Origin of the sequence: Arthrobacter sp. NPDC093128 (genome assembly GCF_040683875.1) — a bacterium.
Lineage (GTDB): Bacteria > Actinomycetota > Actinomycetes > Actinomycetales > Micrococcaceae > Arthrobacter.
In genome coordinates this window covers 188,057-214,403 of sequence record NZ_JBFBEY010000004.1, presented here as the reverse complement: position 1 = coordinate 214,403, position 26,347 = coordinate 188,057, and the positions used below count along the sequence as shown (strand labels likewise).

Here is a 26,347-nt window from a genome sequence, read left to right as displayed (position 1 = left end):
CCTTGTCTCTCTGTCTTAGGCTTCGGGGATGACCAGGGCGAAGCGCTCTTCACGGGCCTCGTCGGGGTCCGGTCCGTTGCGCACACCGGTGTCGAGAGCGTCGATGGCGGCGAGCTGGTCGGCGTTGAGGTCGAAGTCGAAGACGTCGAAGTTCTCGGCGATGCGTGCCGGGTTGGTTGATTTGGGGATGGCTGAGCGGCCCTGCTGCAGGTGCCAGCGGAGCATGACCTGCGCCGGGCTCTTGCCGCAGGCTCGCGCGATGGCGGCGATCGTGGGGTCTTCCATCACGTTCCGGCGGTCCTCGCCGCCCCACCCGGGATAGAAGGTGATGCCGCCGATCGGTGACCAGGCCTGGGTGAGGATGCTGTGCTCGGCGTCTGCTGCCTGGACGTCCGGCTGGGCGAAGTAGGGGTGCAGTTCGATCTGGTTGACCGCCGGGATGATGTCGGTCGCGGCGAGCAGTTCCTTCAGGTGGTGTGGCATGAAGTTGCTGACGCCGATCGCCCGCACGCGCCCGTCAGCGAGCAGCGTCTCAAGGGCTTTGTACGCCGCGATGGTCTTGCCGAACCTGTCTGGGGCGGGCTGATGCAGGATGAGCAGGTCCAGGTTGTCGACGCCAAGCTTGCCAACAGCCTTCTCCCAGGCATGCAGCGTCTGGTCAAAGCCATAGTCGCTGACCCAGACCTTGGTTTCAATGAATACGTCAGAACGGTCCAGGCCCGAGTTGCGGATGCCTTCGCCGACCTCCCGCTCATTGCCGTACGCGGCGGCAGTGTCGATATGCCGGTAGCCGGCAGCAAGCGCGGCCACGACGGCCGCCGTCGTCTGCTCGGGCGGACTCTGGAAGACGCCCAGACCGAGGCCGGGCATCGTGACGCCGTTGTTGAGAGTAAGTTCCATAACCATGCCTTTCACGGTATTCAGATGTGCGGGATTGTGGGAGGGCATGTCAGTACCCCTTTGAGTTTCAGCGGGCAGGCTCGGCCTCCGGTGCGGGCACGGCCGTCCGGATTGTCAATCGACGGGCCGCGAGGTCCGCTGGCAGGATGAGGGCCGCTGTGATGGCCAGGGCAAGGAGCAGCAGGACACTGCCCGTGGCGAGTGCGGCGCTGACCTGCAGGGCAAGGTGCGCTGCGGCAGAACCGCCCGTGGGGACGGTCGCTGCGGAGGCGACCGCGATGCCGAGCCCGAGGCAGGTGCCGATCTGGTGGAAGGTGTTCACCAGGCCCGACGCTGCCCCGGCATCGGAGGCCGGCGCACCGATGATGCCGAAGGAGGTCAGTGGCGCGAAGGCCAAACCCTGGCCGGCGCCGATGAGGATCATCGGCAGTGCCACCCCGGTCAGGTAGGAGGAGTCGAGGCCGGCGCGGCTGAGCCAGAACATCCCGGCGAGGGTGAGCAGGATGCCGGCCAGCAGCGGAACCGAGCCTGGCATCCGCCCTACGAGCCGCGGGATGCTCATGGCGACGGCGAAGTTCACCGCCGTCATTGGCAGGAACCCGAGACCGGCCTGCAGGGGGTCGAAGCCGAGCACTTCCTGCATGAACTGGGTGGTGAAGAAGAAGAACCCGATCATTGCCCCCAGGTAGAGGAAGCGGGCCAGGTAGGCGCCGGTGCGTCGGCGGCTCGCGAACAGGCGCAGCGGCATGATCGGTTGGGCTGCCTTGCGTTCGATCAGCACGAACACGATCAGGAGTACGACGCCGGCCGTGACGGCCGTGGCGGTGACCGGCGAGTCCCAGCCCGCTTCAGCGGTGTTGATGATGCCGAACACCAGGGCGCCCACACCCAGGGTGGCGCTGAGCACGCCGAACAGGTCGAAGCGTCCCCTGGCCCGGCCCGTTTCGGGGAGGAACTTCGGAGCCAGGGCGATCATCGCGGCGCCGATGGGTACGTTGACGAAGAACCCGGCACGCCAGGAGATCCAGTGGGCCAGCGCCCCGCCGATGACCAAACCGAGGCTGGCGCCAATACCTGCTGTAGCGCCATACAAAGCCACGGCCCGGGTACGCTCACGGCCCTCGGGGAAGCTCGCCGTGAGCAGGGACAGCGAAGCGGGCGCGACGATCGCCGCCCCGATACCCTGCACTGCCCGGCCTGCGATCGCCCACCATCCGGCCGGTGCCAGACCGATCAGCAGTGACGCGATCGAGAACACCACCAACCCGAACACGAAGACCCGCCGCCGGCCGAGCAGGTCTCCGGCCCGGGCGCCGAGGAGCAGCAGACCGCCGAAGACCAGCGTGTACGCATCCTGAACCCAGGAGAGCTCACCCGTGGACAGCTGCAGGTCAGCCTGCAGGCTGGGCAGGGCAGTGAAAATGACCGAGTTGTCCAGCAGGATCATGAAGTAGCTGGCGAGGATGATCGCCAGGATCGCCGCCGGGCGGGGAGCGGTTGTCGGTTCAGGTTTCATGGTTTCCATGCAACCGTGATTCCTTCCGGGCCGGGAGTCACGGCCGTTCCGGGTAACGCCAGTGCCTCCCTCGTTCGGTAAGCCGCGCGTAGCGTGGATGCCATGACACACAGCGACGACGTGCGGAAGTTCCTGACCTCCCGCCGTGCAAGGATCACGCCCGAGGAAGCCGGCCTGCCGGTCTATGGGGGAAACCGGCGCGTTACCGGGCTGCGCCGCGAGGAAGTCGCCATGCTCGCCGGGATGAGCATCGATTACTACATCCGCCTGGAGCGCGGAAACCTCTCCGGCGCCTCCGACAGCGTCCTCGAAGCGCTTGGGCGTGCCCTGAAGCTCGACGACGCCGAAACGGCCCATCTCTTTGACCTGGCCCGCGCCGCCACCGCCTCCCCCCGGGTGCGGCGCAAGCGCAGCCCGCAAACAGTGCGGCCCAGCGTGCAACGCGTCATTGATGCGATCACGACTGCACCCGCCTGGGTCCGCAATGACCGCGGGGATGTCCTCGCCGCCAACGAGCTGGGCCGTGCGCTCTATCTGGACATGATGGCAGAGGTGCCCACCCCGCCGAACAGCGCACGCTTCACCTTCCTGAATCCGAAAGCGCGGGAGTTCTTCGCCGATTGGGAGCGTGCCGCGGACGACGTCGTCGCGGTCCTGCGCTCGACGGCCGGGAAAAACCCCTACGACAAGGACCTCACAGACCTGATCGGTGAACTCTCGACCCGCAGCGAGGAGTTCCGCACCAGGTGGGCCCGTCACGACGTAAAGCACCACCGCACCGGCCGCAAACGGCTCCACCACCCGATCGTTGGCGACCTCGATTTGAGCTTCGAAGCACTGGAACTTCCCGCGGACCCGGGACTGCGCATCAACGTATACACAGCAGATCCCGCCACCCCCTCCGAGGACGCACTGAAAGTCCTGGCCAGCTGGGTCGCCACCCAGCGGGAAACAAAAGAGGCCACAGTCAAGGAGAAGAAATGAACTCCAGTCCCTCTACCGTGCTGATCGTCGGCGCCACCGGCAGCATCGGACGCCACGCAGTGGCCGAGGCACTGCAACACGGCTACGCCGTCCGGGCCCTCGTGCGCGACCAGACGCGCGCCGCCCGCATCCTTCCCGAAGGTGTGGACCTTGTGATCGGTGACCTGACCCGTCCCGAAACCCTTGGCCCCGCCGTCGACGGAGTCGACGCGATCGTGTTCACCCACGGAACCACCACCAGCGAACGCGACGTACGCGACAACGACTACGCCGGCGTCGCCAACGTCCTCAAGACGCTGGACAGCCGCCCGGTGCGTATTGCCCTGATGACTGCTATTGGCACCACCCGACCCGGCGTCGCCTACGCCCAGTGGAAGCTGCGCAGCGAACGGCTCATCCGCGCCAGCGGCAACCCGTACACAATCGTGCGCCCCGGCTGGTTCGACTACAACCAACCCGACCAGCGGAAGATCGTCATGCTCCAAGGCGACAAACGGCAGTCCGGCTCACCCAAAGACGGCGTCATCGCCCGGGACCAAATCGCCCGCGTCCTCATCGACAGCCTTCACATCGATGCCGCCAACCACAAAACACTCGAACTCATCGCCGACCACGGACCCGAACAAGACGACCTCACCGCCGTCTTCAACGCCCTGACGCCGGACTCAAGCGCATCGCTCGACGGGGCCGAAGACAGTGTCGACCTCCTTACGGAGAGTGAGCCCGAAACGTTCCGCCACGACCTCACCGCCATCACAGCCACGGGCCTCTAGGGGCGGATGGGGAAGGCATACTGTAAACATGAAATTCACCACGACCATTCAGGGCAGCGGCAACAAAGCGGGCATTGAGGTCCCTGAAGACATCGTGAACGCACTCGGTGCCGGCAGGCGGCCGCCGGTAGTCGTGACCATCCACGGCCAAAGCTACCGCAGCAGCATCGCGGTGATGGGCGGCCAGTACATGGTAGGGGTCAGCGCGGCCAACCGGGAACTGACCGGCGCCTCGGCGGGAGACACTGTAGAGGTCGACGTCGAACTGGACACCCAGCCGCGGGTCATCGATGTTCCCGATGACCTCGCGGCCGCCCTGGATTCCGAGCCCGAGGCGAAAGCGTTCTACGCGACACTGAACTACAGCAGCCAGCGGCGCTACGTTGAGCCGATCGCGGACGCCAAAACGGAAGACACGCGCTCACGCCGGATCACCAAGGTGGTCGCCGACCTCAAGGCGGGTAAGAAGTAGCAAACACCAACCTTGGTGAGCCGCATTTTCACACCCTAGACATGTGACCAATTAGTCACCTATTCTGGAGCTGTGGACGCCGTATTCAAGGCCCTCGCCGACCCCACCCGCCGTGACCTCCTGGACGAACTGTTCAGGGAAGACGGACAGACCCTCCACGCGCTCGAGGCACGCTTCGACATGACCCGCTACGGCGTGATGAAGCACCTCAAGCTGCTGGAGGAAGCCGGCCTGGTGGTCACACGCCGCCGGGGCCGCGAGAAACTCCACTTCCTGAATCCGGTGCCCATCCGGCTGGTCCACGACCGCTGGGTCAGCAAATATTCCGAACCATGGGCCGCTGCCCTCAGCGACCTCAAAACCCGATTGGAAAGTCCCATGGAAAAGGTCTTCGAAATCTACATCAAGACCACCCCGGAACGGCTCTGGGAAGCCATCACGGACAGCGAGATCCGCAGCAAGTACCAGTTCGGGATGAAGATCAGCTCGGACTGGACGCCCGGCTCCCGGTTCGAGATGGCACCCAACGGCGGGGACCCCCTGGGCGAGGGCGAAAACATCGAGGTGGACCCACCCCGGAAGCTCGTGCAGTCCATGCGGGCACTGTGGGGCGAGGACGTCAAGGCCGAAGGCACCTCGCGGATCACGTGGGAGATCGAGCCGGTGGGCGACGATTCCTGCCACCTCACCGTCACGCACGACCAGCTCCGCGAAGGCGCCAACGACCAGCTCTACGGCGGCTGGCCGATGATCCTCTCCGGCCTGAAGACCTGGCTGGAAACCGGCGAGCTCCTCACCACGCCCGGCTCCCTGATGTACACCTGAGACGGCTGTACACCTGAGGCGGCCGGCGGGAGCAACCGGGCGCCGCCGTCGTACTCCCCCGCCCGGCGGGACCACCGGGTGCCGCCGAGCCGTTGATACCGGTTGCTTCGTGTGGCAACCTCGAAGTGATCCCGCCGCCGCGGCGACGACGGGCCGCAGAGAAGGAGCACGGCATGGGACTCATCCATATCGACCTGTTCACCACTCTTGACGGCGTCGCGCAGGCGCCCGGCGGGCCGGAGGAGGACGCCGAGGGCGGTTTCGCGTTTGGCGGCTGGCAGGCGCCCCTCATCGACGAGGTGGTGGGCGACCAGATTGACTCCGGGATGGCGGGGATGGACGCGCTGCTGCTTGGGCGCCGGACCTACGACATTTTCGCCTCGTACTGGCCGCACGCGAACGGGGACATCGCGCGGTTGTTCAACCGCCTCCCGAAATACGTGGCCTCGCGCCAGGCGCCCGCCCTCGAGTGGGCCGGCTCCACACTGCTCGGTCCTGACGTCCCCGCCGCCGTGCGCGAACTGCGCGACCGGCACGAGAACATTCACGTCATTGGCAGCCTCGACTTCGTGCAGACCCTGTTCGCCGAGAAACTCTTCGACCGGCTCACGCTCTGGGTGTATCCGATCCTCCTCGGCGGCGGAAAGAAGGTCTTCGCCAACGGGGTGGTTCCCACGAACCTCACACTCATCGAGCCGGTGGTCGCCTCACCGAAGGGTGCGGTGCTGCAGCGCTACGCGCTCGCCGACGGCACCCCCGGTGTCGGCGACATGTCAGCCGTCGACCAGGAGGGCTAGCCGCGGCGGTTCAGGCCCTTGGCGTACGCGGCTTGCCCCACGTGCTGGAGGCAGTCGGCAATCGTGCTGAAGGCTGCGCGGCTTCAGCCGTGCGGCCGGGACGGGTGGCTGCGGGATTGCTGTGCAAAACCTGTTCCAGTCCTGCGCCAATACTGCATTAAACGGCACGTGCGCTGAGGCATGCTGTAACCCGGGCGGCTACACCGTAGCCGCACTTCTGGGGGGAAGCGAACGTCACATGAGCATGGCATAGCGCGCCAAGCCATCCTTCCGCACCGCCCGAGAGCGAATCACCGGCGAACCCCGTCCATCCGACGGCATTTCTCGCATCCATCACGCACTCCGGGCGCCCCGGCACCAGGGCGCCCTTTGAAAGGAACCCAATGAGCTCAAAAGACCCCTATGGCGCACCGCAGCAGCCGCAGCAGGCCCCCTACGGCCAGGGGCCCTCCTACGGGCAAGCCCCCACTTATGGGCAGACCCCCGCCTTCGGGCAAGCACCCGTGGCCACACAGCCTTACCCCGGCGCCCCCGGCCAGTATCCGGGCGCCCCGGCGCCCTATCCCGGCGGCCCAATGCTGGGTGGATACGGAGTGAGCAACAAATCCTTCCTTGTGACCTGGCTGCTCTCCCTGCTCGTCGGAGTATTCGGCGTCGACCGTTTTTACCTGGGCAAGGTCGGTACCGGACTGCTCAAGCTGTTCACCTTCGGAGGCTTGGGTATCTGGGCACTCGTCGACCTCATTCTCGTTCTGGCGAACAAGCAGCGCGACAAGCAGGGCCTCCCGCTGGAGGGCTATGACCAGCACAAGAAGGTCGCCCTCATTGTGACCGGAGTGGTCATTCTCCTCAGTGTCATCTTCAACTCCACCCGAGGTCCTTCAGTTCCTGTTTCCGCACCTGCGGCTAGCCAAGCAGCTGAAGCTCCCGCTGCAGAGCCTGCAGCTAAAGCCCCGGCGGCTGAAGCACCGGCTGCGTCCTCGGAAAAGAAGGTCGGCGAGGCATTTACTGCTGACATGGGCAACGGGAACACCGCCAAGATCACCATCCTCTCCGCCACCTACGGCCCCTCGATCACGACCGGGCCGTTCGACAGCCCGGCGAAGAACGGCGGCTACCTGACCCTCGATGTGCTTTGGGAAACGGAGAAGGGCGAGACCACCAGCAACCCGCTGTACTTCAAGGCCAAGGACGCTGACGGCCGCTCCGCCAGCGTTGAACTCATCATGGATGACCAGCTGGGTTCCGGCGAGATCCCGGCCGGCGACAAGGCACGAGGCAAGGTTGCCTTTGACATCAAGTCGGGCACGTCTACCGTCATCATCACAAACCCGATCCTGCAGGAAGTCGCACGCATCAGTGTGACCCCGTAACGACCGGCATTCCCCGAGGGAGCCCCCGTTTCGGGGGCTCCCTCATCCATGGGGTCCCGGGGTTGTCCAGACGTCGACGGCGGACCCCACACCAGGAGGGCTAGCCGCGGCGGTTCAGGCCCTTGGCGTACGCGGCTTGCCCCACGTGCTGGAGGCAGTCGGCAATCGTGCTGACCAGCCGCACGCCGAGGGTGACGGGCGGGTCCCAGCGGGTGTCGACGATGCGGTCCAGATCGTCGTCGCTGAGGCTCTGCAGAAAGCCCACGGTCTGCCGGTGAACGGCATCATAGTATTCGAGCAGCAGCGCCGGCGGGGCCTTCACCGAATCGACCTGCACGCTCGAATGGCCGTACCCGGTGTCACGCTTCTGAAGCGGCAGGTCGAAGCGGCCCACAAACCCCTGCGAGGTCCAGACCTGTTCCAGGCCGGCGGCGGAGGCCACCTGCGCATCCTCCACGCGGCCAAGGTGCCAGATCAGCCACGCCATCGAGTTTCCGGTGCCCGAGGGCCGCCGGACCAGGTCCACGCCGTCGACTCCCTCAAGAGTGGCTTCCACGGTCTCCCGGATCCGGCCAAAGGCGTCCAGCAACAGTTCGTTGGATTTCATCAGGTCCCCTTCATCTGCGTTTCCGTGTGCTTGCGCCGTTCACTTACTTCAGGATCTCCGCCCGGCGCAGGCGCACTATTTCCTCCAGCACATCGTCCGGGACGGGATGGTCCGGGGTAAAGCGGATGGTCCCCTTGGACAACGAATATCCGTCAAGCTGGCTGGCGACGGCGTCACAACGGCCCTGGCAATTGTCGATGACCCGTTGAAGACACCCGCGCTGGGGCTCGGCTAAAGCGGCCAAGGAATCGTCAACAGTGCCCATGGCGCTCAGTCTATTCCGCGTTCCACGTCCGCGGCCCGCGACGGCGAACAAGCGGCGGGGTGTGGAAGCCGGATAGTTGTCCCCATTGCACACGAGCTGCCAACGACTAGAGTCAGGCTCGGCTGTCAGACGAAATCAGGGGGACAACGGATGCAACCACCTCAGGGCTACGGCCCACCGCCGATGCCTGCCCAGCAGCCTCAGGGACCTCCGTACCCGCAGTATGGGCCACCGCAGCAGCGATTTCAGCCACCACCGAAGAAGACCAAACTCAAGTGGATTCTGGGTGCGGTTGGCGTGGCAACCGTCTTGTTTGTTCTCCTCCTCTTCGCCGCATGCACCTCGATGGTTAATGGCATCAACGGAGGAGGTGACCATCAGGAAAAGGCCCGCACGATGATGGCCATGGCGGACACCCTGCCGGAAGAGGATTGGCAGCTCAAGGTACGGGTCGATCCAAAAGTGGAGCAGGGCTGCCTCTCGATCGACATCGAGTGCGTACGACTGAACGCCGTATGGTCGGTGCCCCATGAGGTGACTATGGAAGACGCTGCCGCCCGTCTGGGACTGGATTGCAGTGATGCCGCAATGACCTACAAGGGCTGCCCCCGGAAAAACTCGACAGACGGCATCACTGCAGACCTTCGTATCTATCCGGCCGAGGATGCGCCAGGCACGTGGAAGGTCATCATTGACCTGAGGGCAAAATAGGAATGGAAGATGCGCAAGCACCGCAGGGCTACGCCCCACAGCCGGAACCTTCGCAGCAGCCTCAGGTTCCGGAGAAGAAGAACAAGCTCGGATGGATTCTCGGTGGCGCCGGCGCTGCAACCGTACTGATCGTGGTCCTCCTCTTCGCGGGTTGCGCCGCCGTGGCTGACGCCGTCAAGAACGGCGGCAGCAATGAGGAAAGAGCCCAGGCGATGACCTCCAAAGCCGACGACCTGCCACAGAGTGACTGGCAACTCGTGGAACGTTCAGATCCGGACACCGGCTGCCTTTCAACAGATCTCGCCTGCGTCCGGCTGAACGCAACGTGGTCGGTGAACCACAAAGTGGGCCTTGAAGACACCGCCGGCCGGCTGGGAGTGGACATCAGCGGCCCGCCCATGGGCAGGTACACCGGTTGCCTCAAGTCCGAAATGGAGGGCGGAGGCATGGCAAGGGTTTGCATCGACCCCGCCCCGGATCTGGACGACAACTGGCTTGTCAACATTGAGCTCACCGCAAAGTAGCGGCTCCCCCGCCACGCTGGTCGTTGCCTTGGCCCGCCGCCCTTGCAATACTTCAGCCATGCCTCCCCTCCCCGCCACCTATGCCGAAGACGTCCTCCATCAGCCTGCCCGCGTCCAGTTCGAGGCCTTCCTCAATGAGCACCGGAACATGCTCCACTCCTGCCTGGACGGACTGACCGAAGAACAGGCCCGCCGGTCCCTGGTGCCGTCGCGGACCACGCTGCTCGGCCTGGTGAAGCATGCCACCTTCGTGGAAAAGGTCTGGTTCGACGAAGCGATCACGTGCCGGTCGCGCGCCGAGATCGGCATCCCGGCCACACCGGATGAGTCGTTCATCCTCGAAGAGGCGGACACCATCGCCACCGTCCAGCAGGCCCACCTCGACGCCTGCGAGGCCTCCCGCCGGGCCACGTCAGTCCTGGAGCTCGACGACGTGCTCCGCGGCAACCGCCGAGGACCGCTGCCGCTGCGCTGGGTATACCTGCACATGCTGCGGGAGCTCGCCCAGCACTGCGGTCACGCCGACATCCTCCGCGAGCAGATCACCTCCGGCTAAGGCCGCAGCCCGCAGCGCACACTTGCCGCGAGCACCGCGTCGGAGCATAATGGTTAGCAGAGCTAATTAGCATTGCTAAGTAAATTCGCAGGAGGCGCTATCACAGTGACGGCAACGGACCGGGAGCCCCAGGACAGCATCAAGCCGGATATTCTGGCCATCGACCTTCGGACGGCGGTGATGCGCACTTCCCGCAGGCTCCGTGTGGAGGCAACCGGTGACGTCATCACGCCGGGCCAGTACACGGTCCTGGCCCAACTGAACGGCGGCGGCCCGCAGACCCTCCGCGAACTGGCAGAACGCGAGCACGTGCAGGCGCCCTCTATGACCCGGATCGTGAATGCCCTCACTGAGCTGGGCTTTGTCACCCGGACAGCCCATCCGTTGGACGGACGCCAGGTCCAGGTGGGCATCACCCCGGCCGGCGAGGCCATCCTGGCCGAGGCGCGTGAACAACGGACCGCCTGGCTGGCCCACCGTGTCGCCGGACTGAGCGACGAAGACCGCCGGATCCTGAGCCGCGCGGCCCGCATCATGCAGCAGCTGAGCGCCAAATGAGCGCCATGTTCCAGGCACTGGCGAACCCCAATTACCGCGTGTGGGCCGGCGGCGCGCTCGTCTCCAATATCGGCACGTGGATGCAGCGTGTGGCTCAGGACTGGCTGGTACTGACCGTCCTCACCGACCACTCCGGCACGGCCGTCGGCATCACCACCGGCCTGCAGTTCCTGCCGATGCTCTTGCTTGGCCCCTACGGCGGCGTGCTCGCGGACCGGCACCGCAAACGTGTGATCCTGCTCTGGACGCAGCTGGCGATGGGCCTGTGCGGACTGGCAGTCGGACTCCTCGTGGTGACGGGCACCGCCCAGCTGTGGCACGCCTACCTGGCTGCCCTGTGCCTGGGGCTGGCAAGCGCCATTGACGCACCGGCCCGCCAGTCCTTCGTCTCCGAACTGGTGGGGCAGGACAAGGTGGCCAATGCGGTGGCCCTGAACTCCGCCTCCTTCAACACGGCACGGCTCACCGGCCCGGCCATTGCCGGTGTGCTGATCGCGTGGGTGGGCACCGGGCCGGTCTTCCTGCTCAACGCGGCCAGCTTCGCCGCCGTCATCATTTCGCTGTTCCGGATCCGCACCTCAGAACTGGCCCCGTCCACGCTGGCAGTCCGCGGCAAGCATCAGGTGGCCGAGGGCCTGCGGTACGTGCGGGGCCGGCCGGACCTGGTGCTCATCCTGGTCATGGTGGGGATCCTTGGCGCCTTCGGGATGAATTTCCCCATCACCAACGCGCTGATGTCCACCGCGGAGTTCGGGGTGGGACCGGGTGAATTCGGGCTGCTGGGCTCCATCATGGCGGTCGGGACCCTGGCCGGTGCCCTGCTTGCGGCCCGCCGGTCCGGCCCCCGGCTGCGTTTCCTGCTCGGCGGTGCGCTCGGACTCGGGTTCTTCACGCTGGTAGGCAGCGTGTCGCCGTCGTTCTGGCTCTATGCCGCGGTGCTGATACCGGTGGGCCTGGCCTCAATCACCTTCCTGAACAGCTGCAACACCACCATCCAGCTCTCCGTGGAGCCGCAGTTCCGGGGGCGGGTGCTGGCCCTCTACCTGGCCGTCCTCCAGGGCGGCACCGCCGTCGGAGCGCCGCTCATGGGATGGATAGGCACTGAATTCGGCGCGCGCTGGTCAGTGGCCGCCGGCGGACTCATCGTATTGCTGACAGGCCTGCTCTCCGTCATCGCGGTCAGCCGGCGCAGCCCGCTGACCTTCCGGGGACAGCTGCGAACCGCGTTCCCCAGAAAGCGCGCCGTACCTGACGCTTAGGCATCAGCCTCCACCAGCACGCGCACGTCCCAGGCGCCCAGCTCCAGCACGTCGCCGTAGCCAAGGGATGCGCCGCTGATGACGTCCGTGACCGCGCCTGGCAGCTTGAAGCTGCCGGGCGTCCAGGACCAGTTGTGCACGAACCGGAGACGGCGGCCGTCCCGGGCCGTGGCGCCGGTGACGGTATGCGACGCCGTCTGCGGACGCCAGTCGCCCTGGTCCCGGGCCGCCCACTGCAGGATGTCCCGGGCCAGCGCCTCGTTCGGAACGGTGCCCACGTACGTGATGCGGCCCTTCCCGTGGGCGTTGGTGGTCAGCGCCGGCCACCGGCCGAAGTGCACGTGGTCATAGGAGGCCAGCACCTGCGCCCCCTGGGGCTGGACGCCGTCGATCCAGCGCGTGCCGGCGGCAGCCGGGCTCGGGCTGAAGCCGGTTCCCTTGAAGCCGGCACCCTCCCCTGCTGCCACGCTGTCCAAAGCCGGAGCCACGACATCCACAGGCGCGGACAGCGTGCTGAACTCGTCGTAGAAGAGGCCGGCGGCCTCCGCCAGGTGGGCTGGCTTGCGTTCAAGCCGGGCGCGGGCCTCCTCATCCTGGTAGCCGGTGCGGATGCCCAGGAGCAAGTGCCCGCCGGCCTCGGCGTAGGAGCGCAGCCACTGAAGTTCCTCGTCCGAGGCAATGGCGAAGCCGGCGGCCACGAGGACGGGCTGCGCCGAGGCGTACGCTGCCGGGTCTTCGGCAGTCATCTGGCCGGGGTGCAGCAGGCGCGACTGGAGTCCGGCGTCGAACGCGCCGCGGTAGAAGGCATCGAAGATGGTCTGGTAAGAACGCGGGTCCGGCTCGTTATCGTGCTGGCCAGTCAGCGGAAGCTGCGGCGCCTCCTGGAAGGCCCACTTCGTGTCGTTTGAGTACACCAAGGCGATGTCGGCGTCGGGCGTCAGGCCGGTGACCAGGTCACCGGCCGCGGCGAAGTCCGCCCCCAGTTCCTTGATCTGCTGGTAGGTCCGGCCGGGCTCCAGGCTGTGCGGCAGCACCCCGCCCCAGAACGTCTCAGCACCGAAGTGCAGGGTGTGCCAGTGCCAGTACTCGATCATGCTGGCACCGCGGGACACCAGCGCCCACGCCGCCTGCCGCCACTGGCCGTCATAGGCGGGCTCGTTCTGGTGCGCGTGGCCGATTGCCTGGGCGTTGGTCTCGGTGACCAGGAACGGCGCCTGCTTGGAGGAGAACATCCGGTCCGCCGTGGCGTACAGGGACCACGTGCCCTCGGTGGTCCAGGCCTGCGTCGTGGGACCGGCAGCCGGCAGGGCCAGGTGGTCCTGCATCCGGTAGTACGGGTTGCCCGCGGTGACATCCAGTCTGGACGTTAGGTCGTCGTCCCGGACGGTGCGGCGCTCGTAGGAAATGCAGGTGGTGACGAACTGGTCTTCCTGCGCATACTCGCGGACGACGTCGGCCTGCCAGTGGATGAAGGACGTGGTCAGCTCCGCCTGGAAGCGCCGCCAGGCCAGTGCGTATTGCGGTTGCGCGTTGGAGTCCGGGGTCCAGAGGTCGGCCCAGTCGGACAGCTTGTGGGACCAGTAGGTCAGGCCCCATTCCTTGTTGATGTTCTCCACGGAGCCGTACTGCTTGCGCAGGTGCTCGGTGAAGCGTTGGAACACGCCGGGGTTGAAGAAGATCTCATTGCCGGGCTCGTTGTCCACCTGGAACCCGATGACGGCCGGGTGGTCCACGTACCGCGCGATGATCTTGCGGATGATCCGTTCGGCGTGGAACAGGAACGCCGGGTGCGAGTAGTCGATCTCCTGCCGGACGCCCCAGCCCATCGGCTGGCCCGTGGAGCGGTGGACGTTGATTTCCGGATAAGCGCGGGCGAGCCACGGCGGCGCCGCGTAGGTGGGCGTTCCGAGGATCACCTGGATGCCGCGCTGGTGGGCGGCGTCGAGCACCGGCTGGAGCCAGTCCAGGTCAAAGACGCCGTTCTCCGGCTCCCACGTGGACCAGACGGATTCGCCCACCCGGATGACGGTGAAGTGGGCCTCCTTCATCAGGTCCATGTCGGCGTCGAGCCTTTCGGTGGGCTGGTACTCGTGATAGTACGCAGCGCCGAAAAGCACACGGTCAGTGGGGAACGGCATGGTGCTGCCTTTCTGGTTGATGGTCATGGTCAGCCTTTCACCGCACCGGCGGCGAGGCCCTCAAGCAGCTGCTTGCGCAGCAGCAGGAACACAAGGATGGTGGGCAGCGACGCGAGCACCGCGCCCGCAAGCACCAGGTCGAAGGACTGGTTCTCCGCGCCGAACAGGATGTTCAGGCCCAGCGGAAGGGTGTACTGGTTGGCGTTGGAGATGATCACCAGCGGCCACATAAAGCTGTTGTACGTCTGCAGGAAACTCCACACCGCCAGCGCTCCCAAGGAGGGCCGGAGCAGGGGCAGGACGATCCGGAGGAAGATGCCGAACTCGCTCGCGCCGTCGATCCGGGACGCCTCCAGGATCTCGTCCGGCACGGACTGGATGATGTACTGCTGCATCATGAAGATGCCGAACGCGGGCGCCACCCACGGCACCACCAGCGCGAACCACGGATCGGACACCCCGGTCTTGACCACCAGGATGAACAGCGGCACCAGGATGACGGCGAACGGGATGGAGAGCGAACTGAACATGATGTTGAACAGGACCCGCTTGCCGGCAAACCGGAACTTCGCGAAGCCGTAGCCGGCCATCGCACACACAAACACGGAGATGGCCGTGGACAGCAGCGCGGTGCCCACGCTCATGCCGAACCAGCTCCAGAACGGCTGCGTGCCCAGCAGGTTGCTGTAGTTCTCGGTGGTGGCCGGGGACGGGATCAGCTGCGGCGGGAAGTTGAAGATGTCGCCGCGGGGCTTGAAGGACCCGCTCGCCGCCCACACCAGCGGGGCGATGAAGACCAGCAGCAGGCCGATCAGGAAAGCGTAGAGCAGGCCCCGCCTGACGTAGGGCGTGCGGCGGCGCGGTCTGCGCTGTACGACGGCGGCCGGTGCGGTTGCGGTGGTGGGTTCCTTGATGGCGGTGGTCATGAGACCCTCCCGATGGCGAGTGCGCGGTTGAGGATTTGGCTGACGATAAAGACCAGCGCGAAGAGGACGACGCCGGCTGCGGCGGCGTAGCCGAACTGCTGCCGTTCGAAGGCGGCGCGGTAGATGAACATGGCCACGCTGAGCGTGGCTTCCCCGGGGCCGCCCCGGGTGAGCAGGTACGGCTCATCGAAGAGCTGGGCCGCGCTGATGAAGGACGTGACCACCACAAAGGCGGTCACCGGCTTGAGCGCGGGAAGGGTGACGGTGGTGAACTGGCGGAACTTGCCCGCGCCGTCCAGCTCGGCCGCCTCATACAGTTCGGTGGGGACGGCCTGCAGCCCGGCGAGGAAGAAGATGGTGAGGTACCCCACCCAGCGCCAAAGCAGCACGAAGCTGATGGAGATCTTGGCCAGGGTCGGATCGCCCAGCCAGTCCAGCGACGGGGCGCCGAACAGTGCCTTCAGGGTGGCGTTGAGGAGCCCGAAGTTCTGGTCCAGCAGCAGGCTGTAGACCAGGGCGATGACGATGGGCGAGAGCACCATGGGGACAAAGAACGCGACGCGGAAGAGGTCCCGGGCACGCAGCCCGCGGGTGTTGAGGGCCTGGGCAATCAGCAGGGCGGCGGGGACGGCGATGAAGACGCTGACCAGCACATAGAGCAGGGAGTTGCCCAGCGCCGTATGGAAGCTGGTGTCCATGGCCAGGCTGGTGTAGTTCCGCAACCCGACGAAGTCCGGTGTGCCCAGGCCCACCCATTCGGTGAGGCTCAGGTAGATGGCGGCCAGGACCGGGACGATCAGGAACAGTCCATAAAGGACGTAGAACGGGGCGATGAACGCGTACGGCGCGAGGCCGGTGGTGCTGCGCACGCTGCGCCGCGTGCGGGGCCGGGACGTGGTACCGGCGGGGGCGATGGTGGTCATGGGGTCCTATCCTTCGCGGGTCTGTCCGCGGAACGCTGCGGCGGCCTGCAGGAGCGCCTCGCGCGGGGAAATGTTGCCCTTGTAGGCCTGGAGGAGGTAGCCACTGAGCACCGTGTCAAGGATGGCCTTGTTGGGGCTCAGGTTCTGGGCCGGCGCTTCGCCGATGACGTCGGAGTAGACGTCGAACAGCCGCTGGCCGCCGCAGAAGTCGTCGGTGATGGACAGCAGTGCCGGGTCGTTGAAGACGGACCGCAGGGTGGGCAGGTAGCCAAGCATCTGGTATCGCCGGATCTGCTCCTGCGGGTCCAGGTACGCCGCGGCCAGGAGGTGTGTGGCGGCGTCGGTATTGGGTTTGTCCTTGAGGACGGCGAAACCTGTGCCGCCCGCGAACGCTGCACGGCTTCCGCCCCCGCTGAACCGGGGCAGCGGACGGATCCGCCACAGCCCCTTCTGGTCCGGAACATTGGGCAGCAGCCCGAAGGTCTTGTACCAGCTGGCCATCCAGAGGCCGGCCAGCTTGCCGCTCTTGAGCGCGGCCTGGATGCTGGGCCCGTAGTAGTCGCTGACGGAGGTCAGGAAGCCGCTGGCCAGGCCTTTGGCAATGAAGGCCAGAACGTCCTCGGCCTCCTCGGATTCGATGGCCAGCCCGCCCTGGGCATCAAACAGCTCGCCGCCGCGCTGCTGCAGGAGCATGTCGAAGCCCTGGATGACCTGGGGCAGGTTGGACCCCACGGCCAGGGCACCGAACGAAACGTCAGTGGAGGTCCGCACCCGGGCACCCAGCTCGGCGAACTCCTCCCAGGTCTGGAAGCCCTCCGGAATTCCCAGCTGCGTGAACAGGTCATCCCGGTAGTAATAGGTCACCAGCGGCGCGTCGGAGTCGAGGGCGTACAGGGCGCCGTCCGAGCTGTACGGGGCGGTGCGCGAGGTGATGAGGTCCGAGCTGACTTTGGCGGTGGCCGGTGTCAGGTCCACAAATAGCTCCGGAGCCAGGTTCTTGCGCCGCAGCCGCGAGTAGTTGCCGATCTCCACCCCCACCAGGTCCGGCGTTCCGCGGTCCGCGACGGCCTGGGCGATCATTTTGGTGATCAGGTCCGTGGAGCCGGACTTGGTGACCTGGATGTTGTAGCTGAACGGGGCGGCCTTGGCGGGATCCTTGGCCACCTCGGAGAAGAAGTTGATGTAGCCCTGGTCGTGGGTCCACAGGGACAGGTCCACGGCGCCGGAGGCGACCAAAGCGCCGGCTGTGCCGCTGCCGCAACCGGCCAGTGACGTGCCTGCCACGGCAGCGGTGCCGAGGCCAAGGCCAAGCTTGAGGAGGGACCGCCGTGAGGGGGCGGCGTGGTTGGGTAGGTTCATCGTGATCCTTTGTTAGCGCTAACAAAGCGCGGAGGGTTGATGATGGGCTGGAAGGCGGAACTATGCTGGCGCTCGCCCGCTTAGGGGTTGCCTGCGGGCGGTGCGGCGGACTCGCGGATCACGAGTTCCACCGGGAGGGTGAAGTGCCTGGGGCTTTCATCCCGGCCCTCGATGGCCTGGACGAGGCGGTCCACTCCCCTGCGCGCGGTTTCCTGGAAATCCGCGCGCACGGTAGTGAGTGGGGTGTGGAGATAGGCGGAATCGTCAGCGTCATCGAAACCGATGATGCTGACATCGCCGGGGACTGACAGGCCCGAGCGTTCCAAGGCGTGGATCGCCCCGACCGCCATCTGGTCATTGGCCACAAAAACGGCGGTAGGACGCCCGGCCTCCTGCCCGGCCTCCAGGAGCCGAAGCATTTGGGTATAACCCGACGCCGGCGTCCAGTCACCAAAGACGGGTTCGACGGCGGGCGCACCCTCCGCTTCAAGGGTTTCCCGCCAGCCGCGCACCCGCTGCCGGGCTGCAGCCCAGGCGGGATCGCCGGCGATGTGGTGGACAGTGCGGTGGCCCAGGGACAGGAGGTGCTTGACCGCCTGCCGCGCCCCGTCCACCTCGTCAGGTCCGACGACGATTTCCTCAGCGCTGTGCCTGTGGTCAGGGAAGTCGATACTCAGCAACGGAACACCTGCCGGGGCGTGGATGCCCAGGTCATAGGTGTCCACGGGCTCGGAGAGGATGAGCCCGTCGATCCCCTGGCTCACAAGCTGGGCCATCGCGTGCTGGATCTCGTAACCCTCATCGGGCTGGGTACGCACGAGGGCCAACGAGTAGCCCTGCTGCCGCACCGCTTTCTCCACGCCGTCCAGAATGGCGGACGGCCCGGAGAGCGACGTACTGGCGGCGATCATGCCAATGCGGCGGGTCTTCTTGCTGGCGAGTGCCCGGGCCGCGCCGTTCGGCTGGTAGCCGAGTTCGTCGATGGCCTGCTGGACGGCGTCGCGGACACCGCTGCTGACATGCTGCTCCCGGTTGACCACCCGGGAGACCGTCTTCAGGGAAACACCAGCCGCACGGGCGACGTCGGTCATGGAGACGCTCGCCGTGCGGCGGGTGCCGTTGGCAGTTTCCATGGTTACTCCTTCAGATTGACAGCGCTGTCAGTAACGACGATCACAAAGATATCAAGGCGCTGACAGCGCTGTCAATGGTTCCGGCGGCCCCGCGTTTACGAAACGTACAGCAATCCCGAATGCCTCCATTTAGTGTTGGTGCAGCACATCACGAAACCGATTACGTAAACCGTTTGCGTAAGACGGTCCAGCAACACCCGCAAGGAGAAACAGTGGTAACCATCAGGGACGTCGCCAAGCACGCCGGCGTATCTCCCGCCACCGTTTCGCGGGTGGTCAACGGGCTGGTGGGGTACTCCACCGAGACCCGCGAGCGCGTGGAGGACGCCGTCCGGAGCCTCAGCTACGAAACGGACTACCTTGCCCGCGGCCTGAAAACCCGGCAGACCTCCGTGATCGGGCTCCTGGCCCCTATGGTGTCGGATGCCCTCGCCTCGCAGGTCATGCTGGGGGTTGAGCAGGAAGCCCAGGAGCGCGGCTACGCCGTGATGCTCGGCCGCACGGGCGCCAAGTCGGCGTTCATCGCCGGCTATCTGCGGACGCTCCGCACTTACCGGGCGGCCGGCGTCATCCTCATCTCCGCCGTCATCACCCCCGAAACACGGCAGCTGCTGGGGCCGAACATCCCCATCATCTCCGTGGCCATCAGCGACAAGTCCGGCTCACCCAGCGTGGCCATCGACGACGAACAGGCAGCCTACGACGCAACCCGTCACCTGCTGAAGCTCGGCCACCGCCGCATCGGCCTGCTCGCCGGCGACCCCGCCTCCATCTACGTGGCCCAGCCACGCCAACGCGGTTACCTCCGCGCCATGGCCGAGGCCAAATGCACCCCCGTCACCGCCGCCGGCAGCTTCTTCTACGAAAGCGGCGCCCCCGGCCTGGACGAACTCCTCCGCCAGGAACCGGACCTCACTGCCATCTTTGCCATGAGCGACGAGATGGGGGCCGCCGTGGTCAACGAACTGCAGAAACGGGGCCGCCGGGTCCCGGAAGACGTCTCCGTGCTGGGGTTCGACAACACCTCCACCGCCCTGCACGTCCACCCGCCCCTGAGCACCATGGCCCAGCCGCTCGAGGAAATGGGACGGATGGCGGTCAGGAAACTCCTCCGCTCCCGCGACCTCGGACCGAAGAGCATGCCGCACCGGCTGATCGAACGCGGCTCCACCGCGCCGCCCACCAGCTAGCGCCCCCAACAGCTAACCCAACACCCCAACCCAGCCACACCGCACCCAACCCAAAGCCCCACGGCAACAGCCGGCACTGACGTGTGCCGCCGTCGTCGTACTCCCCTGCGCCCTAAGACCAAGCGCCCTAAACCAATTGCCGCAAAACAGACAGAACCCCTGAAGGAGCAACACATGAGGCAGCGCCGCCGGACCTGGCAGACTCTTCTCACCACCACCGCACTCGTGACGGCCGCCGCCGTCTCGCTCACGGCCTGCGGCGGATCCGCGCAGGAACCCAAGGCCGCCGCCAACGCCGCCGCGGCGTTCGAAGGCAAGGGCCCCATCAACTACGTCTCCTCACGCGACGCCTCCGGTGCCGCGCAGAAGAGCATCGACGAGTGGAACGCCGCGCACCCGGACGAGAAGGTCACCTTCATCGAGCTCCCGGATTCCGCGGACCAGCAGCGCCAGCAGCTCATCCAGAACGCGCAGATCAAGTCGGACACGTTCAGCGTGCTCAACCTGGACGTGGTCTGGAACTCCGAGTTCGCCGCCAACAAATGGGTCCTCCCGCTCCCCGCGGACGCCATCCCCACGGCGGACATGATCCCCGCCACCGTCAACGCCGCGAAGTACCGGGACACCCTCTACGGCGCCCCGTACTACACCGACGGCGCGCTGTTCTACTACCGCGCCGACCTGCTCAAGGTCGCCGGCGTGGCCGCCGCGCCCAAGACCTGGGACGAGATGAAGGCCGCCTGCGAAAAGGTGCTCGCACTCCCCGAAGCGGCGGGCATGTCCTGCTACGCCGGCCAGTTCGACAAGAACGAGGGACTCACCGTCAACTTCTCCGAAGCCGTGGCCTCAGCCGGCGGCAGCATCGTGGACGCCGAGGGCAAGCCCACCGTCAATACCGCTGAAGCCAGGCAGGGCCTCTCCCAGCTGGTGGACGGCTTCAAGGACGGCCTCTTCCCCAGCGACGCCATCACCTACCTCGAGGAACAGGGCCGCCGCGCGTTCCAGGACGGCAAAGTGGTGTTCCTGCGCAACTGGCCGTTCCTCTACTCGTCGCTGACCGCCACGGACGGCTCCAGCTCCGTGGCCGGCAAGTTCAACATCACCTCCATCCCTGGCACCAACGGCCCCGGCGTCTCCACCCTGGGCGGCCGCAACCTGGCCGTGTCCCCCTTCACGCAGAACAAGGCAACGGCACTGGAGTTCATCAAGTTCTTCACCGGCCAGGAACAGGCCCAGAAGCGCCTGGCCCTCAGCTCCCGCGCACCGGCCTACGCCGCGCTCTATGAAGACCCCGCCGTCGTGGCCAAGCGCCCGTTCTTCCCCACCCTGCTCGAATCCCTGACCGTCGCCCAGCCTCGCCCCAAGGTGGTCCAGTACGGCGCCACCACCAAGGCCATCCAGGAAGAGGCGTACGCCGCCCTCACCGGCGCCAAGGACACGGACACCGCCCTAAAGGACATGCAGGCCAAGCTCGAAGAGATCACGGCGAAATGACAACCACCACCGTTCCCGCACTCCGGAAGCTGAACACCCGCACGCCCGGCGAAGGCCGCATGGCCGCCATGCTGCTCTCCCCCACCCTCCTCGTCCTGGCCCTGGTGATCGTGTACCCGCTCATCTCGGCCGTCCACCAGTCGCTCTTCAGCGCCGAGTCCGGCCTGGACGCGGACGGCTTCGTCACCGAGGGCGAGGCCTTCGTGGGACTGGCCAACTACGCGGACCTGTTCGTGGGCGAATCCGGCCGGCGCTTCCTCAACGCCTTCTGCAACACCACGTTCTTCACCGTCACCACCGTGCTGCTGGAAACCGTCCTGGGCCTGTGCTTGGCGCTGGCCATGAACCGGGCGTTCCGCGGCCGGGCCTTCCTGCGCGCCAGCATCCTGGTCCCGTGGGCCGTCCCCACCGCTGTCTCCGGCCTGCTGTGGCGCTGGATCTTCCAGTCGGACGGCATCGCCAACAGCCTGCTGGGCAGCGAGATCCTCTGGACCGCCGAAGGCACCGCCTCCAAGCTGGCCGTGATCATCGCCGAAGTGTGGAAGACCGCCCCGTTCATTGGCCTGCTGGTCCTGGCCGGTATGCAGATCATCCCGGAGGAAGTGTACGAGGCCGCTAAGATCGACGGCGCCGGCTGGTGGCGCCAGCTGGGCTCCATTACGCTCCCCCTGGTCAAGCCCACGCTCCTGGTGGCTGTGCTCTTCCGCATGCTCGACGCCCTGCGGATGTTCGACCTCCCGTTCGTCCTCATCGGGCCCGGCAAAGAGTCCGTGGAAACCCTCTCCATGCTCGCCTGGGACGAGTCCAACCAGCTCCGCTACGGCTCCGCCTCCGCGTTCGCCGTCGTGCTGTTCCTGTACGTCGCCGTCGTCGCGATTGTGTTCGTGAAGGTGCTGGGCGCGGACGTGACCGGGGCAAAAAAGCTGGGCATAAAGAAGCGCAAGGCAAACCGTTCACAGAAGGCCGAGGCCACCCGATGACCATCACCGAACTCCGCAGCCTTGCCACCGAAGGTAAGGGCGGCAACCGCTCGACGTCGGATACTCCCGCCCCAGCGAAGAAGAAGCGCACGTGGCGCTCGTACTCCGTGTACGCCGGGCTGGTGCTGATCTTCGCCTATTGCCTGGCGCCGTTCTACTGGATGATCGTCTCCAGCCTCCGCCGCACCGCGGACATCTTCGACAACACCTTCCTGCCCGCGCCGTTCTCCCTCGAGAACTACGTGAAGGTGTTCGACGGCTCCACCATGTTCGGCCAGGCCCTGCTCAACAGCCTGATCGTGGCCGGCACCACCACGGTGTTCGCCCTGGTGCTGGGAGTCTTCGCCGCGTACGCCATCTCCCGGCTGGAGTTCCGGTTCAAGTCCGTGATCCTCGGCGTTATTATTGCGACGTCGATGTTCCCCGGCATCTCGGTGGTGGTCCCGCTGCTGAGGTTCTTCACGGACCTCGGCTGGATCAACACCTACCAGGCGATGATCATCCCCAACCTGTCCTTCGCCATCCCGCTCGCCGTCTGGAACCTGACCACGTTCATGAAACAGCTGCCGTTCGACCTCGAAGAAGCGGCGATGATCGACGGCTGCACCAAGTGGCAGGCGTTCCGGAAGGTGCTGCTTCCGCTGGCCGCACCCGGCGTGTTCACCACCGCCATCCTGACGTTCATCCACAGCTGGAACGAGTTCATCATCGCCCTCTCGATGATCAACGACCCCAAAATCCAGACCGCCACCGTGGCCATCTCCAAGTTCACCGGCGCCACCGAATTCCAGGCACCGTTCGGCGAGCAGATGGCCGCCGGCGTGATCGTCACCGTCCCGCTGGTGATCATGGTGCTGATCTTCCAGCGCCGGATCGTGGAAGGCCTCACCGCCGGGGCCGGCAAATGAGCACTATTTCTGTTTCACAAGAAGCGCACGACGCCGGCTGGTGGGAGTCCGCCGTCATCTACCAGGTGTACCCGCGCTCCTTCGCGGACGGGAACGGCGACGGCGTCGGGGACCTCGCCGGACTCATCGCCCGGCTCCCGTACATCGCCTCGCTGGGCGTGGACGGCATCTGGATGACGCCGTTCCAGCCCTCCCCGCAGGTGGACCAGGGCTACGACGTCAGCGACTACTGCGGCGTGGACCCGCTTTTCGGCACCATGGACGAGTTCGACCGGCTGCTGGAGCTCGCCCACTCCCTGGGCCTGCGCATCCTGCTCGACGTCGTCCCCAACCACTGCTCCTCCGCCCACCCGCTGTTCCAGCAGGCCCTCGCGGCGGGGCCGGGCTCGCCGGGGCGGGACATGTTCCACTTCGTTCAGGGGCGCAGTTCCAGCCCGGACTCCCCCAGCGACCTGCCGCCCAACAACTGGCAGAGCGTGTTCGGCGGGCAGGCCTGGAGCCGCGCCGCTCCCGACTCGGAGACGGACACCGACTGGTACCTGCACCTCTTCTCGGCCGGCCAGCCGGACTGGAACTGGCGGAACCCCGCGGTGGGCGATTACTTCGAAGGCGTGCTCCGCTTCTGGTTCGACAAGGGCGTGGACGGCCTCCGGATCGACGTCGCGCACGCCCTCTTCAAAGCGGACGGCCTGCCGGACGCGGCATCCGCCACCGCCGTTGTGGACGGGCTGCGGTCCAACCCGCTGGTCTCGGACCAGGAGGAAGTCCACGAGGTGTACCGCCGCTGGCGCACCGTCGCCGAGAAGTACCAGCCGCACCGCCTGCTGGTGGGCGAGGTCAACCTGGAACCCGCCCGCGCCGCCCGCTACACCCGCGCCGATGAGATGCACCAGGCGTTCGCGTTCGCCTTCGTGAAGCTCGGCTGGGATCCCGCGGCCTGGGCTGAAGTTGGCACTGAGCTGGAGGCCGCGCGGCAGCTCCACGGCGCCGCCCCGAGCTGGGCGCTGGAGAACCACGACATCGTCCGGTCCGTGACCCGCTTCGGCGGCAGCGGGGCGGGCAGTGGCGAGCTCGGTGTCCGCCGGGCCCGGGCCGCCCTGCTGGCACTGCTCGGACTCCCCGGCGCGGCCTACATTTACCAGGGCCAGGAACTCGGCCTGCCCGAGGTGGACGTTCCGGTGGAGGCCCGGGTGGACCCCATGTGGGCCCGCGGCGGCATCACCCGCGACGGCGCCCGCGTCCCGCTGCCCTGGACCGAGGATGCGGCGCTGAACCACGGGTTCTCGCTGGGTCCCGGTGGAGAGCCTGCGGCAAATCAGGCATCGGCGCCGTGGCTGCCCCAGCCCGAGGGCTGGGGCAGCCACGCGATCGAAACCCAGCAGCAGGATCCCGGTTCCACGCTCGCACTGGTGACTGCCGCCGTCGGACTCCGACGCAAGTTGTCGGAGCAGGGCGTGTTCACCGCGGACGACGGCGGCAGCTGGCGTGTGGAGGACGGGAACCTGCTGATCTGCGAGCGCAGCCCGAAGTTCCTGGTGGCCGTCGCGATGGGATCCGGGCCGGTGCGGTTGCCGGCCGGGACCGTGCTTGCCAGCGCGGTCCCGCTGGAAACCGACGGCTGGCTGCAGCCGGACAACGCCGCGTGGGTGCTGCGGGACTGAGTTGCTGCAGGCCTAGGGTGCTGCGTGGGTTCAGCCTTGCGTGGCGGCCCAGTCGGCGACCCGCTGTGTGCTTTCCTCTTCGGAGAGGTCCTCGACGCGGGTCATGATGGACCAGCGCACACCGTACGGGTCCCGGATGCTGGCGAAGCGGTCTCCGGAGACAAAGGTGGACAGCGGCTCCCGAATGGTGGCACCTGCCCGCTCGGCGCGCGCCACGAGGGCGTCCGCGTCGGCGCAGTAGAAACCTATGGAATAGCAGTCGTCGTCGCCGTTCGGTGCCGGGACCAGGTGGTAGTCGGGGTTGGGCTCCCCAATTTGGAGCCGCCCCTGACCGAAGTCCAGGTCGGCGTGGACCACGATTCCGCCGATCTCGGTGGCACTGACGGTGCGCGCGCCGAAAACGTCCTGGTAGAAGGTGATCGCTTCCTTGGCAGAGGTGATCGCCAGGAACGGCGTGAGGCTCGTGACGCCGTGCGGGATGCCGGATGTTGTGTGCTTGCCGTCGGCGGCTGCGGTCAGTTCGGTGCTTGTAGTATCAGTCATAAATCTCACGGTACGCAGCGGTCCGCCCGGCGGCTTGGAGAATTGCGACAGCCTGGAAAAGGAGTGCCCTCCGATGGTGGATTCGTTCAAGGGAATCCTCTACCCGGCCCGGCTTCCCACGTTCCACCGCGTGCCCGCACCGGAGTCCGTCACGGACCTGGTGCAGTGGTTTTGGATCCCCGAATGGGACATCGAGCCGGGGCACACGTCACGCCAGCACCTCATCGCGTTCCCGGCGTCCAACCTGGTGGTCCAGCAGGAACTCGTCGAGTTCGCCGGCCCAACAACCCGCCGGTCACACCGCGACCTCACGGGCCGGGGCTGGGCGGTCGGGGCCCTCCTGCGTCCCGCGCTGGTGCCGCGTTTCACGGATGATCCGGGGAGCCTGCGGGATGCCCAGCTGCCGCTGCCGCTCGCGGATCTGCAGGCCTCCGTATCGGCGGCGATGAGCGGAACCGATCCGCTGGCACGCCGGCAACGCGCGGTGGAGGCCTTCACTGGCTGGCTGATGACGGAGGGCCCGGAGGTGTCCGAGGAGGGCCTTCTTGCCAACGCGATGATGGACCTCGTCGGAACATGCACCGACGTGACCCGCCTTGAAGACGTTGCGGCGCGTCTGTTTGTTTCGCCGCGAACCCTTCAACGGGTGGCGAAGAAGTACATCGGCCTGAGCCCGTCCGCGCTCATCCGAAGGCGCCGCCTGCAGGAGGCCGCTGACCGGTCCCGGACCGACCCGGCAGCTGACCTCGCGGCGATAGCTGCCGAGCTCGGCTACACGGATCATGCCCATCTGACGAACGACTTCCAAAAGACCCTGGGGTTCACGCCGAGCACATACCGGCGATCAGTCGGCCAGGACCCGGCCGGGAATCAGAACGATGATTAGGTCACCGGTGCACAGGTCATGAGTGTTCCTGCAGACGTCCTGGTATCCCGTCCCCAGTTGGGGAGGCCGGCAAGGCACCTGCCGTT

At 66.4% G+C, this 26,347-nt stretch carries 27 protein-coding genes; 17 read left to right on the top strand and 10 right to left on the bottom strand.

Features of this window, described 5'->3' with window-relative positions; all coding sequences use genetic code 11:
* Window positions 1-15: 15 nt before the first annotated feature.
* On the bottom strand, window positions 16-900 hold the full coding sequence (locus tag AB0N24_RS06745) for an aldo/keto reductase (protein ID WP_364122163.1): 885 nt from the start codon (window positions 898-900) through the stop codon (window positions 16-18).
* A gap of 67 nt (window positions 901-967) precedes the next feature.
* Entirely contained in the window at window positions 968-2,425 is a 1,458-nt protein-coding gene (locus AB0N24_RS06740; RefSeq protein ID WP_364122160.1) for an MFS transporter, read from the bottom strand.
* Window positions 2,426-2,518: 93 nt separating this feature from the next.
* Here AB0N24_RS06740 and AB0N24_RS06735 point away from each other — a divergent pair, with 93 nt between their 5' ends.
* From AB0N24_RS06735 to AB0N24_RS06710, 6 genes are all read left to right on the top strand, one after another.
* Window positions 2,519-3,400 (top strand): helix-turn-helix transcriptional regulator, encoded by an 882-nt coding sequence (locus AB0N24_RS06735; protein WP_364122157.1) that lies wholly within the window; start codon window positions 2,519-2,521, stop codon window positions 3,398-3,400.
* A complete protein-coding gene (locus AB0N24_RS06730) occupies window positions 3,397-4,173 on the top strand; it encodes an SDR family oxidoreductase (protein WP_364122154.1) in 777 nt (258 codons plus the stop codon). Before AB0N24_RS06735 ends, AB0N24_RS06730 begins: the two co-directional genes overlap by 4 nt.
* A gap of 28 nt (window positions 4,174-4,201) precedes the next feature.
* Window positions 4,202-4,645: a YdeI/OmpD-associated family protein gene (locus AB0N24_RS06725; protein ID WP_364122151.1), complete on the top strand. Its 444-nt coding sequence runs from the start codon at window positions 4,202-4,204 to the stop codon at window positions 4,643-4,645.
* 72 nt (window positions 4,646-4,717) lie between these two features.
* Window positions 4,718-5,470: a metalloregulator ArsR/SmtB family transcription factor gene (locus AB0N24_RS06720; protein ID WP_364122148.1), complete on the top strand. Its 753-nt coding sequence runs from the start codon at window positions 4,718-4,720 to the stop codon at window positions 5,468-5,470.
* A gap of 173 nt (window positions 5,471-5,643) precedes the next feature.
* Window positions 5,644-6,267 (top strand): dihydrofolate reductase family protein, encoded by a 624-nt coding sequence (locus AB0N24_RS06715; protein ID WP_364122145.1) that lies wholly within the window; start codon window positions 5,644-5,646, stop codon window positions 6,265-6,267.
* A gap of 383 nt (window positions 6,268-6,650) precedes the next feature.
* Entirely contained in the window at window positions 6,651-7,640 is a 990-nt protein-coding gene (locus tag AB0N24_RS06710; protein WP_364122143.1) for a TM2 domain-containing protein, read from the top strand.
* 100 nt (window positions 7,641-7,740) lie between these two features.
* Here the strand turns inward: AB0N24_RS06710 and AB0N24_RS06705 are convergent, their stop codons facing one another.
* Both AB0N24_RS06705 and AB0N24_RS06700 read right to left on the bottom strand, forming a co-directional pair.
* The gene (locus tag AB0N24_RS06705) at window positions 7,741-8,247 is read right to left on the bottom strand and encodes a DUF664 domain-containing protein (RefSeq protein ID WP_364122140.1); all 507 of its coding nucleotides are present in this window, start codon (window positions 8,245-8,247) and stop codon (window positions 7,741-7,743) included.
* Between the two features lie 43 nt (window positions 8,248-8,290).
* Window positions 8,291-8,512, bottom strand: coding sequence for a hypothetical protein (locus AB0N24_RS06700; RefSeq protein WP_364122137.1), 222 nt, complete (start codon window positions 8,510-8,512; stop codon window positions 8,291-8,293).
* A gap of 297 nt (window positions 8,513-8,809) precedes the next feature.
* Between AB0N24_RS06700 and AB0N24_RS06695 the strand changes: the two genes are divergently transcribed.
* The 5 genes from AB0N24_RS06695 to AB0N24_RS06675 all read left to right on the top strand — a co-directional run bounded on the left by AB0N24_RS06695 (window position 8,810) and on the right by AB0N24_RS06675 (window position 12,120).
* Window positions 8,810-9,223, top strand: a complete 414-nt coding sequence (locus tag AB0N24_RS06695) for a hypothetical protein (RefSeq protein WP_364122134.1) — start codon at window positions 8,810-8,812, stop codon at window positions 9,221-9,223.
* A 2-nt stretch (window positions 9,224-9,225) separates the two neighbouring features.
* Entirely contained in the window at window positions 9,226-9,747 is a 522-nt protein-coding gene (locus AB0N24_RS06690) for a hypothetical protein (RefSeq protein WP_364122131.1), read from the top strand.
* Window positions 9,748-9,805: 58 nt separating this feature from the next.
* The gene (locus AB0N24_RS06685) at window positions 9,806-10,303 is read left to right on the top strand and encodes a DinB family protein (RefSeq protein ID WP_364122128.1); all 498 of its coding nucleotides are present in this window, start codon (window positions 9,806-9,808) and stop codon (window positions 10,301-10,303) included.
* Window positions 10,304-10,483: 180 nt separating this feature from the next.
* Window positions 10,484-10,861: a MarR family transcriptional regulator gene (locus AB0N24_RS06680; protein ID WP_214950871.1), complete on the top strand. Its 378-nt coding sequence runs from the start codon at window positions 10,484-10,486 to the stop codon at window positions 10,859-10,861.
* Window positions 10,858-12,120 carry an MFS transporter gene (locus tag AB0N24_RS06675; RefSeq protein ID WP_364122126.1) on the top strand — a complete coding sequence of 421 codons (1,263 nt, stop codon included), beginning with the start codon at window positions 10,858-10,860 and terminating at the stop codon, window positions 12,118-12,120. The genes AB0N24_RS06680 and AB0N24_RS06675 overlap by 4 nt, the downstream gene beginning before the upstream one ends.
* On the opposite strand, the gene AB0N24_RS06670 is transcribed toward AB0N24_RS06675, so the two are convergent.
* The 5 genes from AB0N24_RS06670 to AB0N24_RS06650 form a co-directional block, all read right to left on the bottom strand.
* Complete coding sequence (locus AB0N24_RS06670; RefSeq protein ID WP_364122123.1) at window positions 12,117-14,285, bottom strand: beta-galactosidase; 2,169 nt, start codon at window positions 14,283-14,285, stop codon at window positions 12,117-12,119. The two genes, AB0N24_RS06675 and AB0N24_RS06670, sit on opposite strands and share 4 nt — an antisense overlap.
* Window positions 14,286-14,287: 2 nt before the next feature.
* Window positions 14,288-15,184: a carbohydrate ABC transporter permease gene (locus AB0N24_RS06665; protein ID WP_364122120.1), complete on the bottom strand. Its 897-nt coding sequence runs from the start codon at window positions 15,182-15,184 to the stop codon at window positions 14,288-14,290.
* The gene (locus AB0N24_RS06660; RefSeq protein ID WP_364122117.1) at window positions 15,181-16,107 is read right to left on the bottom strand and encodes a sugar ABC transporter permease; all 927 of its coding nucleotides are present in this window, start codon (window positions 16,105-16,107) and stop codon (window positions 15,181-15,183) included. The genes AB0N24_RS06665 and AB0N24_RS06660 overlap by 4 nt, the downstream gene beginning before the upstream one ends.
* Window positions 16,108-16,113: 6 nt before the next feature.
* Window positions 16,114-17,466 (bottom strand): ABC transporter substrate-binding protein, encoded by a 1,353-nt coding sequence (locus tag AB0N24_RS06655; protein ID WP_364122114.1) that lies wholly within the window; start codon window positions 17,464-17,466, stop codon window positions 16,114-16,116.
* 80 nt (window positions 17,467-17,546) lie between these two features.
* Window positions 17,547-18,599: a LacI family DNA-binding transcriptional regulator gene (locus tag AB0N24_RS06650; RefSeq protein WP_364122111.1), complete on the bottom strand. Its 1,053-nt coding sequence runs from the start codon at window positions 18,597-18,599 to the stop codon at window positions 17,547-17,549.
* Between the two features lie 212 nt (window positions 18,600-18,811).
* On the opposite strand from AB0N24_RS06650, the gene AB0N24_RS06645 reads away from it, so the two are divergent.
* The 5 genes from AB0N24_RS06645 to AB0N24_RS06625 all read left to right on the top strand — a co-directional run bounded on the left by AB0N24_RS06645 (window position 18,812) and on the right by AB0N24_RS06625 (window position 24,832).
* Window positions 18,812-19,789, top strand: a complete 978-nt coding sequence (locus AB0N24_RS06645) for a LacI family DNA-binding transcriptional regulator (protein WP_364122108.1) — start codon at window positions 18,812-18,814, stop codon at window positions 19,787-19,789.
* A 174-nt stretch (window positions 19,790-19,963) separates the two neighbouring features.
* The gene (locus AB0N24_RS06640) at window positions 19,964-21,283 is read left to right on the top strand and encodes an ABC transporter substrate-binding protein (protein ID WP_364122105.1); all 1,320 of its coding nucleotides are present in this window, start codon (window positions 19,964-19,966) and stop codon (window positions 21,281-21,283) included.
* Entirely contained in the window at window positions 21,280-22,263 is a 984-nt protein-coding gene (locus AB0N24_RS06635; protein WP_364122102.1) for a sugar ABC transporter permease, read from the top strand. The genes AB0N24_RS06640 and AB0N24_RS06635 overlap by 4 nt, the downstream gene beginning before the upstream one ends.
* On the top strand, window positions 22,260-23,171 hold the full coding sequence (locus tag AB0N24_RS06630) for a carbohydrate ABC transporter permease (RefSeq protein WP_364122100.1): 912 nt from the start codon (window positions 22,260-22,262) through the stop codon (window positions 23,169-23,171). Before AB0N24_RS06635 ends, AB0N24_RS06630 begins: the two co-directional genes overlap by 4 nt.
* Window positions 23,168-24,832 carry an alpha-amylase family glycosyl hydrolase gene (locus tag AB0N24_RS06625; protein WP_364122097.1) on the top strand — a complete coding sequence of 555 codons (1,665 nt, stop codon included), beginning with the start codon at window positions 23,168-23,170 and terminating at the stop codon, window positions 24,830-24,832. Before AB0N24_RS06630 ends, AB0N24_RS06625 begins: the two co-directional genes overlap by 4 nt.
* A gap of 30 nt (window positions 24,833-24,862) precedes the next feature.
* Here the strand turns inward: AB0N24_RS06625 and AB0N24_RS06620 are convergent, their stop codons facing one another.
* A complete protein-coding gene (locus AB0N24_RS06620; protein WP_364122095.1) occupies window positions 24,863-25,375 on the bottom strand; it encodes a VOC family protein in 513 nt (170 codons plus the stop codon).
* A gap of 73 nt (window positions 25,376-25,448) precedes the next feature.
* On the opposite strand from AB0N24_RS06620, the gene AB0N24_RS06615 reads away from it, so the two are divergent.
* A complete protein-coding gene (locus AB0N24_RS06615) occupies window positions 25,449-26,261 on the top strand; it encodes a helix-turn-helix transcriptional regulator (protein WP_364122093.1) in 813 nt (270 codons plus the stop codon).
* The last annotated feature ends 86 nt before the right edge of the window (window positions 26,262-26,347 follow it).